This is a genomic window from Listeria cornellensis FSL F6-0969 (assembly GCF_000525855.1).
Taxonomy (GTDB): Bacteria; Bacillota; Bacilli; order Lactobacillales; family Listeriaceae; genus Listeria_A; species Listeria_A cornellensis.
Map to the genome: position 1 here is coordinate 58,452 of NZ_AODE01000006.1, position 11,550 is coordinate 70,001.

Below are 11,550 nucleotides of genomic sequence, written 5' to 3' on the forward strand. Positions count from 1 at the left end.
GGAGTGAAAAAATGGTACAAGCAAAAATGATCTTTCTAACATTACCAGTAAAAAATTTAAATGCATCGGTGGACTTCTTCACAGCACTTGGCTTTGAATTCAACCCACAATTCACGGATGAAAATGCAACATGTCTGATTTTAAATGATACGACGTTTGTTATGTTAGTCGTAGAAGCGTATTTCAAAACATTCACGAAGAAAAATATTTCGGATGCTACAACATCAACCGAAGCTATTTTAGGTTTTTCTGCCGATAGCCGCGAAGGTGTCGACACGTTTGTTGACAAAGCGCTCGCTGCTGGCGGTTCCCCATCTAATGACAAAGTGGACCATGGCTTTATGTATAGCGGAAGCTTCCAAGATATTGACGGACACTTGTGGGAAGTTATGTATATGGATCCCAACTTCGTACAATAAAAATAGAAAAACAGCCTTGATTCCCCTATATCTCATAGGTTATCAAGGCTGTCTTTTTATTGAAAAATCATTTCACAGTCAATGCATTTGCTGTTTCTGTTGCTTGCGTCATCATTTCTTGAATCAACACGCCTACAGGTTTGATTTCGGTAATCATGCCCGTAATTTGCCCCGCCATGACCGAACCATTTTCCGTGTCGCCCTCTTGCACCGCTTTACGCAATGAACCAAGCGTCAATTCTTCAAGGACATCGCGATCCACGTTCTCCTCCTCTAAGCGCTGATATTCTTTAATCATCTTATTCTTAATACTACGAACCGGCGCACCATTTTTGCGGCCTGTCACGACCGTATCGCGATCTTTCGCCTTCAAACACGCTAGTTTAAAATTCTCGTGAACAGGACATTCATCGGTTGCCAGAAAGCGCGTGCCAATTTGAACACCTTGAGCTCCCAATGCAAAAGCAGCAGCAATCCCGCGTCCATCGCCAATCCCGCCGGCCGCAATGACTGGAATTGAAACAGCATCAACCACTTGTGGCAAAAGCGCCATCGTCGTTGTTTCGCCAACATGTCCACCGGCTTCCGTGCCTTCTGCTACAACCGCATCAGCGCCGAGTTGCTCCATCTTGCGCGCAATCATCACAGACGGCACAACTGGAATCACCATAATTCCAGCTTCCTTCCAAATTGGCATATATGTTTTCGGCGTCCCAGCTCCAGTCGTCACTACTTTTACGCCTTCTTCTATAATAACTGTCGTCAATTCCTCAATATTCGTCATCATCAGCATTAAATTGACGCCAAACGGTTTATCCGTCAACGCCTTCGTTTTCTGAATCTCCGCGCGCAATTCCTCCCCGCTCATACCTCCCGACGCGATAATTCCCAGTCCGCCAGCATTTGATACAGCAGCAACAAGCGGCGCCTTCGCGATTTGCGCCATCGCCCCTTGCATAATTGGATATTTGATGTGTAGCAATTCTGTTATTGACATGATTTTTTCCTCCGATACAATTTTCCATACGTTCCTTATTCCATGTATATTTTCTCACAAAGATCCCTAAAAAACAACCACTTCTCCTAAAAATGGCTATCCTTTCGCAAAAATTTAAGCTTCATTCTGCGTCTGCACGGCTAGCAAAATACACCCAGTAATCCCTGCATCATCTTCCAATTTTGGCGGTACAATATATTCCTCCAAATCCGGTAACTGAATATAGCCCGCAATCAATGTTTTTAACTTCTGACGAACAAGTGGGAAGACTTGGCGTTGCTTCATAACCCCGCCTCCAATAACAATCCGTTCTGGTGACAGAATCAAACTATAATTCATCAAAGCTTGCGCGATATAATGCGCCTCTAAATTCCAAACTTCCTCATTTTCTGCTAGTTCCACACCTTTTTTACCCCAACGTTTTTCGATAGCACCACCTGCTGCGAGTCCTTCCAAACAATCATCATGATACGGACAATTGCCTTGATAACGGTCATGCTTGTGCCGACGAACCATGATATGCCCCATTTCTGGATGCGAATAGCCTTCTAACATTTTGCCATTCACGACAGCTCCAGCCCCGATTCCCGTTCCAATCGTGATATACATACAGCTCGAAAGCCCTTCTGCCGCACCAAGTGTCACCTCACCAAGCGCCGCTGCATTCACATCCGTCGTAAAGCCAATCGGTACGTCAAATGCTTTTTTCAGCGCACCGACAATATCATAATTTCGCCACGCCAATTTCGGTGTAGACGTGATATATCCATATGTAGGACTCGCTTTTCGAACATCAATCGGACCAAACGAACCCACACCAATCGCCTCCAAATCCCCCTCATACTGCTTGAAAAATCGCTCCACAGACTTCATCGTCTCAGCCGGTTCCGTTGTTGGATAGGTTTCTCGCTTCAAAACCTTACCTGACGCATCCCCAATCGCCACAACAAACTTCGTACCGCCTGCCTCAATCGCTCCAAAAACCATTTCAATCCACTCCTCATCTATTATGTATTCGTTTTCATTCTATAACAAAAATCGCAATCTGAAAAGCTTATTATCTAACAATTATCGAATAAGATTATATATACCTAATTTAACAGATAATTCAAGCCAAGGAAAATTACTTCCTAAAAATCCAATGACACAATTGCTCATACTGCTTAAAATATGCCGGTATCTCCTCTTTTTCAAGTCCCACATACATATTCGCCACAACGCTTTCATTATACCATTTCTGCAAATCATATCCACGCTTAAAATAGCCCCAGACCTTGTTTCCCTCTGAGCTGAGCGCATATTTAATCGACCGCAAATTATCCAATTTATCCGCGACAATAATCGCTTTCTGCTCCAATGTCCCTGTACGAACAACATCAATCGTATGACTCTTACGTTCCTCCCATGACTGCGATTTATCCTCTGTATGAGAAGCCACAAGCTCTGCCACCTCCACACCAAAAGCCGCTCGAATCTCATCCAGCGTTACCGGCGTGTCCTCCACCACATCATGCAAAAATCCAGCTGCAACAACCTCCTCACGAAATCCCGCATCATGCAATAGTTGAGCCACATTCCGCGGATGCGAAAAATAAGGCTCTCCCGTTATTTTACGGCGCTGCATCCGATGCGCCTGTTCTGCAAAATCACTCGCTCGCTGGTACATAGTTTTTTATTCTCCTTCCAAAAATTATATAAAAAGGGCTTGGCAAATCACCAAAGCCCCAGTTTGAGTGTATTTCTTTAAAAATTACAACGTCTGTCGTCACGCGCTGTGATGAATTTGCCTATCACCAAGCGCTTGAAGCGGTCGATTCGTGTCCTCGATAATATCCTGGAACGCTTCAAAATCTTCTTCAGCAATGCTTGTCACGTCTCTCAGAACAATCCACGTCACACCTTCAAAAGTCGGTGGCGTCGTGAGCGATCCCTGATACGTAAAGTATGCCCTATTTTCAGGTAAAAATCCACTAACATCTAGCAAAAGCTCTTTTTCAATGCCAAAATCAGCAAATACCTCTGGAAAAACCGAGGCTAACTCACCAAAATCGCTACCTTCCAATTCCTGCTCCATCCAAATTCCCAAAACAAGTCGTTCACCAGCTTCATTCATATGCACCAAATGCCATTCCATCGCAAAGTAATGCTCATTCAGCGTGTGCTCACTCGGAACATGACCATGAAAAGCAATCAAATTATACCGCTGCCCACCATAAGTCAAGCCCTGTTCCTTACTCTGCGGAAAAAGATGAACCGAATTCTCCACACGTCTCACCGTATATTTCGTTTCCTTGTAATCTAACTCGAGCGGCGGAGCCCCCTGTACTTCCATCACTTTCTCCATATGAATATCAATTGGTGACTGATTTTTTCCTGTGTGCGCGATTTCATACTCATCGCAAATATGTCCCCAATAATGCGGTCCCTTTTCCCCTTTATAGGACCATTTCACAAGTGGCTCTGTCATGTATCATTCCTCTTTTCATAAAAAATTGCGCTCTATTTCGTAATTCTTATTATGCGAATATTTCGTGAATAGTTCTTCAAGTTGTTTTTTTTATGTTCTTTTTATTATACTGAAAATCCGCCAAATTACCAGTATGTTTTCTCGAAAATGGAAAAACAATTTCACAATACAGCAAGAATCCCGCTAAATAGCCAATCGCCACGCAGAAAAAGAAGACCACCAAAATCAGTAGTCTTCCTCCAAGTTATTCTATTTTAAATAATATATCCGCAAGTTCTTCGATTGTTGCTATTTTTTCCAAATCAAATAGCTTCGGTAACTTGAAGAATACATCCATTGTATGGTGTTGAACGAGTCCATGAGCCTGCCGATATATCGCGTATACCAAGGCTTTATGCGCAAAATCAGCTGTTACAGTCCATTCACTCGCCTCTAAAAACCTCGCCAACAACTGCTTATCACAGTCAAACAAATCTAAATGCAACTTCGCAAGTTCATAATGCCGTTCTTGAAACGCCGCATCGCCCCAGTCAATAACACCGCTTAACCGTCCATTGGCTATAAAAATATGACGCTCCATCAAATCACCATGAACGAAGGCCATATCAGGCGCCGATATAGAAGCAACATATGCCCTTATCCCTGGAATAAGATGCGTTGGAAAAGAGCTTTTCCTTGCTGCTGCAACAAGATCAAGTTCGCCCCATTGCCTCATGTCTCCCAATCCCGTTTGAGGTTCAAGCGCATGAATTTGCCCGATTTGCGCACCTAAGTCAGTTGCAACCATCTCTCTTTGCCAAACCGTGAGCTCCGCATGCTCCCACGACTCCCCTGGCATCCGCGTTGTCACTAAATAACTCCATCTATTCGCATATAAATTACCAGACGCCAGCAACTTAGGCACGGCTAAGACGTCACTCTGCATTAATACTTCTTGCGCAGCCTTCTCTAACTCATAGCTCGCCTGCCAATTCTGAGTATATCCAAAAAATTTAACGACCACATCACCATAAATCACCGTTGGATAAGTACCGCCAGTCCCAGCAATTGGATCAAATTCTCCAACTAACAAATCATGTCTCCTCAGGACCTCTTGAGCGTACGGCCACCAAAATACGGCAGACTCCAACTGTTCTAAAAAAGTTTCTAATGATGTAAAATCCAGTTTTCTAATGCCTTCAATCCCCATCTGCCAAACCCCTCACTCAAAAATAATCTGAAAAATACGGCGTCTCATTAGGAATCATTTTCTCCAACTGCTTCACAACCGCATCACTCGCCATTAACCGTCCAATTTTGCGCAAATATTTCGGGCGTTTGTAGCCAAAAAACATCGTCGTTAGCGTCTGAATATCAATTTCAACCGCTTCCCCACAAGCCTCTTTAACTATCTCAAATTCGCCGTTCTCATCCCAAGTAAAAGCGAAAATCCCCTGATTCCAATCCAGTAAGTCATCCGTCACTATGAAATGAAAATCCGCTTGCTTCTCCGCAAAAGGATACTTCTTAAAAAAGCCTTCCAAATCCACAATTCGCGCCATATAATATGGGTGAATCGTCTCCGTGATATCACTATCCTCCATCAAAAAAGCAATCGGCGCATTCGTATACATTTTTCCTTTTACATGCGTTACCATCGAAAAATGCGCACTAATAAAGTTCCACAAACCATGTCGCGCCTCTTGCGTTAAATACACCATTTCCTTCATATGAAAAATATCATCCGCAATCCAATAATACATAAATCCTTGGGGTTCGTTCGCCTCGTCATAATACACAGCCGCAATCATCTCTTCGCGTTCCCAGCGCCAGTATTCTTCCCAGGCCAGCGAATCACGAATCATCGCAACGTGCTGATTTTTAGCAAAACGGTCATACGTTTTCAACACATCTTCATGCTCAATCTCGAGGCGCTCCACCATTCCCTTCACAGGAACATTCTCCGGAAGCTGCGTATCCTTAATCGAAAACGTCATCACATCCGAAATAATCTCCCAACCTTTTCGGCGATAATACGGAATAGAATAAGGATACAAATAAGAAATCGTCTGCTCCCGGTCTCGCATTTCCTTCAGGCTTTGTCGCATCAAACGGTGCATCAGGCCAAAGTTCGCATACTCTGGATACGTCCCAACGCCTGTCACACCACCCATTTTATATATCTCACCAAAAATATTTACATTCATCGGGTACACTGCCATTTGCGAAATCAATTTATCCCCATCAAACCAACCAATAACATCGGCTTTCCGAAGAACTGGACGTTTTGCTTGCTCAATTTCATCCTCCGCCCAGCCAACTTCATGAAGCTCCTGATTCGTCACTTGAAACACATAACGTAACAAATCATTGAATTGCGATAAATGCTCCATCTCTAATGTTTTCATTTCCAACCTATCTTGGACATTCTGCTGCCCCATATTTTCTACCTCTCTCCTAAAAACTTGGCCAATCTATCTCTCTATTGTACATTGAAATCCTATCCCTTCGCAATTCCTTTACTTCCGTTTCGCAACAACTTCTTGATAGCGTTTTTCTAGTTCGGCTTTTTCGGTAGCAGTTAACCTGGGCTCCATTAATTTAGCTGCGATCGCTGACATCTCCATTTCAAGCAATAATTTATCCTCTTCGACCCGCGCCGTTGTTGTCTTTTTAGCGCTCTCCCATTCCGTATATGTCCCATCAAACAAGCGCAACTTCTCATCTTCCAAAACTAAAAGGGAGGTCGCAACCTTCCTAACAAAAGTCCGGTCATGAGAAACGAACAACACTGTTCCAGAATAGCCACTGATCAACGTCTCCAACGCCTTCATTGCATTAATATCCAAATAATTCGTCGGTTCATCCAAAATAAGCACGTTCGCATCACTGAGCAAAATCATCGCTAGCGCCAACTTCACACGTTCTCCGCCAGATAAAACCGTCGTGTCTTTTACCAAATCAGCCGCTACAAATTGCAAACTTCCGAGACAATCTCGGTTCATCTGATCATCATGAATACTTACTTCTTGTATATTTCCCCACAACGTCTTCGTCAAATCTACTTGTTTTAGTTGCTGATCAAAATAGGCAATCTTCACTTTATCGCCACGTCTGATGGCATCGTTCGAATGAATAATTTGGCGTAAAAAGGTGGTTTTCCCACTCGCATTTTTCCCGATAAGCGCTACTTTTCCCCCGCTCTTCAAGCTGAATGTTGCATTCGAATATAAGGTGCGGTTCCCGATTTTTGTGCTTAGTTGATTGACACGAATAACCGTGTTGCCTTGCTTGATTTGACTGCTTTCGGGAAGAGTAATTTTGATGGCTTTTTGTTGAAATGGTTTCTCAACTTTCTCCAAGCGGTCTACTCGTTGCTCCAATGCCTTAATCGTTTTGTGTTGTTTCTTCTCCTGCACACCTTTTCCAGGTTTCGCCGCCCGAATTTGCCTTGATGAAAATCGCTTGTTCGGCTTTCTTAGACCTTGCGCCGTTTTCTCATGATGCAGCTGCGCCTCTTCCAAATGTCGTTTTTTTCGACTGGTACTGCTCATATCCAGCCTCTATTTTGTCACGCTCAGCTTGTTTTGCCGCCTCATATGCGCTGTAATTCCCTGGATAAACCGTGATTCGCGCCTGATCCAATTCCCAAATCGTCGTACAAATCGCATCCAAAAACATCCGATCATGCGAAATAACGAACAGCGTCCCAGCATACCGCTTCCACTGGCGCTCCAAATGTTTCACACTATCCACATCCAAATTAGACGTCGGCTCGTCTGCAAAAAGTAAGTTCGGTTGCTCCGCCAAAATCCGTTGCACAGCCTTCCGCGTTTTTTCACCACCAGAAAGTTTCGCATCCTCCGGCAAAATTTGCGGCAAATACCCCGTCGTTCCGTTCCGCGTCACAACCCCTTGATCCGGCGTCGTAACCCCAGCCATTATCTCAAGCAACGTCGTCTTGCCAAGCCCATTCCGCCCAACAATCCCAATCCGCTCGCCACGATTCGCTATCAAATGCGGGATTTCAAACAAAACCCGATCCGCTATCTCTTTTTTCACATTATTAATCTCTAAAATTAGCATAAAAAAACCTCCTATTTCTAGAATAGGAAGTCAGAAAACAAGCCTGGTAGCTGTTGCCAACACACAAACTCGTCTTTATTCGCTCTGCATCATTTTGAGCACAGCAATCCCATTCTAGAAAATTTCGTTCGCTAATAAAACAGACTTCCGTCCAGTTCATTTAACGCTTATTCGAATTCTCTTAAAAAATAGGATTACATTTTCATCGGCTCAAAAGACACCCCTTTGCATTTATTGCCTCCATCATAACTCATTTCACAAAAAAAAATCAACCTCCCAGCGAGCCGACAAACGCTGAGGTTCGGCGGTACCTTCATGAAACTACAATCGTCAGTCTTCTATTGGAATTTTAGCTTCGAATTCTTTTTCTTTTGGTGCGACTTTCTTATAGGCTAGATAATAAAATAGCGAAACAAATACGGCGCCTCCGACTACGTTTCCTAAATAAACAGGGATTACATTGCTGATAAACTGCCCCCATGAGTAACTTCCTGACAAAAATCGCGGCTGGAATGATGAACATGTTTGCGACAACATGCTGAAAACCTATCGCAACGAACGCCATAACGGGAAACCAAATTCCTAAAATTTTGCCTGTGAAATCTTTCGCGGCGTAGCAAAGCCAAACAGCGATGCTCACGAACCAGTTACAGCCAATTCCTGACACAAAGGCGACCCAAAACGGATCCTTAATCTTCGCACCAGCCGTAGCAATTGTTTTTGCTAGAAAATCGCCTTCTGTGAGTCCAACAAAATGCCCGAAGAAAAAGGCAATCGCGAGCGCCCCAACAAAATTCATAATCGTCACAATCGCCCAATTTCGTAGTAGCTGTCCAGCAGAAATTTTGCGATCAAACCAAGCAAGCGCAACAACCATCATATTTCCTGTGATCAGTTCCCCGCCACCTAGTAAAATACAAACAAGCCCGACTGGGAACAGGCTTGCCCCGATAAATGTAGCAAAGCTTCCCCACTCATGCGGCATCGTCCCAACCGCACGAATGTAGAGCAAGTAACCAAGTGAAATAAAAGCACCACCTAGAAAGCCCAAAATAATGAGTGTCAGCGTGGAAGAACCAGCTTTTGCTACCCCCTTCTTAATTGTTTCATCTACTGTCTCTTGTGGTGTGTAATATGCAGCCACAAAAATCCCCTCTTTCTGCTCATATATGTGTATCTATATTTGATCTTGACCCGCCACATCTCGAATATGTTCTGTATATCACAATATAACGCCGAAAAAGCCCTAAATTTCTTGATCTGTGGTAAACCAAGTAGTTGTAACCGTTTACTTTCATACTATGTAAAACCAAATAAACAACTCTGCGAAAAGCTGCTTATTCGGTTCTGCATTCTAACCCAGATGCTTCACAATAGGAATCATAATATGAAATTCCTGTCCCGCTCTTGGTACATCAATCGCGCTAGTATACACCTCAATTTTGAACGGTAATTCGTCAAAAACGGGATATTCCACCGTAATATATGGTCGATAATCGCGTGCTGCAATGCGTTCCGCGACTTCTTTGTAAGTTTCATTAATATCCGTACCCGCGATATGGTCACACACAAAATACGTATGTGCTGGAATTTCAATCCACTCCATGTCATCCGGGACATTTTCAGGTTTCCAGTTGGCCTTCACAGCCGAATAATACGTGAAACCGTCTTCTAAATTATGCACAGACATCCCGAGTAACGTCTTCTCGTGCTTCAAACTCTCTTGAGACTCCGCCCAACTTTGTATTCTCTTGATTGTTTTGTGCACTTCACCGTGAAACGCTTCCTCAAAAGTGCCCTTCCAAACAAAAGCAAGCGCAGTAAATCCTTCATGTTCTTCAAAACGTGCAGCTGATAAAGCCATTTTAATCAACTCCTTCATGGGATTTCATTGCTTCTTCTAATCACGTAAATCATACCACAAATTGCAAAAATAATCTCATAATACGTATGAATAAAATGACATTCCCGCTGTTACCAAGAAATTGGCGTTTTCCCAACAGCCTCCAAATAAGCATTAATTTGGCTATACGGCTTGCTCCCGAAAAAACCATTGTAAGCCGATAGAGGACTCGGATGCACCGCCGTAATCACTTTATGCTCTGGGTTCGTAATCAACACTTGCTTTTTCTTCGCATCAGCGCCCCAAAGTACGAAAATAACCTGCTCCTCTTTTTCGTTCAACAATCGGATAATCGCATCAGTGAACAGCTCCCATCCTTTTTTGCGATGAGATGCCGCTTTTTCAGCTTGTACCGTGAGCACCGTGTTTAGAAGCAACACGCCCTGTTCCGCCCAATCCGTTAAATTGATATCCGTCCGCGACACGCCCAAATCCGCCTCGAGCTCCTTAAACATATTGCGAACAGATGGCGGAAATTTCGCCTCACTAGACGCTACAGAAAAGCTCAGTCCATGCGCTTGATTCGGCCCATGATACGGATCCTGCCCCAAAATAACCACCCTCGTATCCGCATAACTCGTCAAATCCAAGGCATGATAAATCGCTGCGCGTGGCGGATAAATCGTCGTTGTCGCGTATTCCTCTTCCACAAACTGCAGTAAATCCTTAAAATACGCCTTTTCCTGCTCCTCTTTTAAAAGTGTTTGCCAATCGTTTTGCATAAAAGCACCTCATTTCTGTATGTATACCCACATTATACATGCGGGCCTTGATTATTTCGATGTATCCAATCTTGAATATCAGCAACCGTTTGCTCCTGGTTATCTGATTTTTTTTCGTTTGCGATACGTTAGATTAGGTAGGAAGAATAGAATCGCGCATACTACGACAATCAGCAAAATAATAAACCACATATTAGCAACATCCTCTCTGTTTTTAGTATAGCTTTTTTTCTTGCTAGGAAGCTAGAATCTCTATAAATTAGCAGAAAAATTGTAAAATATTAAATTTTTATACCTATCAGTAGTTCCATATTGCTAATTAGTTTTTTTCGTAGTAAATTAAAATAGTTTTAGAAGTCCTTTTAAACAGCTAAACCAACTAACAATTTGAGGGAGAGATACAGATGCAACACAAAAGAACATGGGCAAAAGCAGTAATAGCCTTTATTTTACTACTATCAGCTTTATCTATGAGCACAAGTAAAGTAAGCGCAGCAGAAACAACTGATTGAACAAAAACCACTTGGAATGTCATGGGAGACAGTTTGACAACCGAGAACAACACGCTAGCAACAAAGCGTTATTTTAATTACCTTCAAGAAGATCTACACATCAGTTGGGCATTCCAGATTATGCTTATATAAACGCTGCCATCGAAGTCTGTCATCGCTACAATATCAAGCATTTGAACCTGTACAAGTTGGATTCGTTTGACCTTTCGAAGCCGGATGTGAATGGATATAGTGTTGGCGATGGCATTCATTTGAATAATAGGGGCCATCGACATCTGGCGGATACGATGGAAGTATTTACAAAAGGATTGTAATAGATGAAGAACCCTCAGACAAGACTCAGTGAACTGCTCCCTGTCAAGTAGACAGGCTAAAAAAACAAAAAAGAAATAATATGACTTGGAACAAAAAATACCATATTTATCTGTTCAACTACGCTTTCATTGATGGCCTTATTTCGATATT

General features: G+C 43.0%; 10 protein-coding genes and 2 pseudogenes. 2 read left to right on the forward strand and 10 right to left on the reverse strand.

Going from position 1 to position 11,550, the window contains the following annotated elements; genetic code table 11:
• Positions 1 to 11: 11 nt before the first annotated feature.
• The gene (locus PCORN_RS02410; RefSeq protein WP_036077210.1) at positions 12 to 419 is read left to right on the forward strand and encodes a VOC family protein; all 408 of its coding nucleotides are present in this window, start codon (positions 12 to 14) and stop codon (positions 417 to 419) included.
• 67 nt (positions 420 to 486) lie between these two features.
• Here PCORN_RS02410 and PCORN_RS02415 read toward each other — a convergent pair whose 3' ends face one another.
• The 10 genes and pseudogenes from PCORN_RS02415 to PCORN_RS02460 form a co-directional block, all read right to left on the reverse strand.
• Positions 487 to 1,416, reverse strand: coding sequence for a nitronate monooxygenase (locus tag PCORN_RS02415; RefSeq protein ID WP_036077211.1), 930 nt, complete (start codon positions 1,414 to 1,416; stop codon positions 487 to 489).
• A 114-nt stretch (positions 1,417 to 1,530) separates the two neighbouring features.
• On the reverse strand, positions 1,531 to 2,403 hold the full coding sequence (locus tag PCORN_RS02420; RefSeq protein ID WP_036077212.1) for an ROK family protein: 873 nt from the start codon (positions 2,401 to 2,403) through the stop codon (positions 1,531 to 1,533).
• A gap of 136 nt (positions 2,404 to 2,539) precedes the next feature.
• Complete coding sequence (locus PCORN_RS02425; protein ID WP_036077215.1) at positions 2,540 to 3,082, reverse strand: HD domain-containing protein; 543 nt, start codon at positions 3,080 to 3,082, stop codon at positions 2,540 to 2,542.
• Between the two features lie 99 nt (positions 3,083 to 3,181).
• Positions 3,182 to 3,883 carry a carbonic anhydrase gene (locus tag PCORN_RS02430; protein WP_036077217.1) on the reverse strand — a complete coding sequence of 234 codons (702 nt, stop codon included), beginning with the start codon at positions 3,881 to 3,883 and terminating at the stop codon, positions 3,182 to 3,184.
• Between the two features lie 244 nt (positions 3,884 to 4,127).
• On the reverse strand, positions 4,128 to 5,072 hold the full coding sequence (locus tag PCORN_RS02435; RefSeq protein ID WP_036077219.1) for an aminoglycoside phosphotransferase family protein: 945 nt from the start codon (positions 5,070 to 5,072) through the stop codon (positions 4,128 to 4,130).
• Positions 5,073 to 5,088: 16 nt separating this feature from the next.
• Positions 5,089 to 6,303 carry a GNAT family N-acetyltransferase gene (locus PCORN_RS02440; RefSeq protein ID WP_036077221.1) on the reverse strand — a complete coding sequence of 405 codons (1,215 nt, stop codon included), beginning with the start codon at positions 6,301 to 6,303 and terminating at the stop codon, positions 5,089 to 5,091.
• 78 nt (positions 6,304 to 6,381) lie between these two features.
• Positions 6,382 to 7,948, reverse strand: a pseudogene (gene abc-f, locus PCORN_RS02445) (ribosomal protection-like ABC-F family protein).
• 330 nt (positions 7,949 to 8,278) lie between these two features.
• Positions 8,279 to 9,092, reverse strand: a pseudogene (locus PCORN_RS02450) (formate/nitrite transporter family protein).
• Between the two features lie 210 nt (positions 9,093 to 9,302).
• Entirely contained in the window at positions 9,303 to 9,812 is a 510-nt protein-coding gene (locus PCORN_RS02455) for a GyrI-like domain-containing protein (protein ID WP_036077222.1), read from the reverse strand.
• Positions 9,813 to 9,922: 110 nt separating this feature from the next.
• The gene (locus PCORN_RS02460) at positions 9,923 to 10,573 is read right to left on the reverse strand and encodes a uracil-DNA glycosylase (RefSeq protein ID WP_036077224.1); all 651 of its coding nucleotides are present in this window, start codon (positions 10,571 to 10,573) and stop codon (positions 9,923 to 9,925) included.
• Between the two features lie 616 nt (positions 10,574 to 11,189).
• Between PCORN_RS02460 and PCORN_RS18930 the strand changes: the two genes are divergently transcribed.
• Positions 11,190 to 11,399 (forward strand): SGNH/GDSL hydrolase family protein, encoded by a 210-nt coding sequence (locus PCORN_RS18930; RefSeq protein ID WP_036077227.1) that lies wholly within the window; start codon positions 11,190 to 11,192, stop codon positions 11,397 to 11,399.
• Positions 11,400 to 11,550 lie beyond the last annotated feature (151 nt).

Coding starts and splice junctions, on each gene's coding strand:
- PCORN_RS02455 (WP_036077222.1), bottom strand. CDS start 9,812: ATGGCTTTATCAGCTGCACGTTTTGAAGAACATGAAGGATTTACTGCG.
- PCORN_RS02460 (WP_036077224.1), bottom strand. CDS start 10,573: ATGCAAAACGATTGGCAAACACTTTTAAAAGAGGAGCAGGAAAAGGCG.
- PCORN_RS02420 (WP_036077212.1), bottom strand. CDS start 2,403: ATGGTTTTTGGAGCGATTGAGGCAGGCGGTACGAAGTTTGTTGTGGCG.
- PCORN_RS02415 (WP_036077211.1), bottom strand. CDS start 1,416: ATGTCAATAACAGAATTGCTACACATCAAATATCCAATTATGCAAGGG.
- PCORN_RS02425 (WP_036077215.1), bottom strand. CDS start 3,082: ATGTACCAGCGAGCGAGTGATTTTGCAGAACAGGCGCATCGGATGCAG.
- PCORN_RS02430 (WP_036077217.1), bottom strand. CDS start 3,883: ATGACAGAGCCACTTGTGAAATGGTCCTATAAAGGGGAAAAGGGACCG.
- PCORN_RS02410 (WP_036077210.1), top strand. CDS start 12: ATGGTACAAGCAAAAATGATCTTTCTAACATTACCAGTAAAAAATTTA.
- PCORN_RS02435 (WP_036077219.1), bottom strand. CDS start 5,072: ATGGGGATTGAAGGCATTAGAAAACTGGATTTTACATCATTAGAAACT.
- PCORN_RS02440 (WP_036077221.1), bottom strand. CDS start 6,303: ATGGGGCAGCAGAATGTCCAAGATAGGTTGGAAATGAAAACATTAGAG.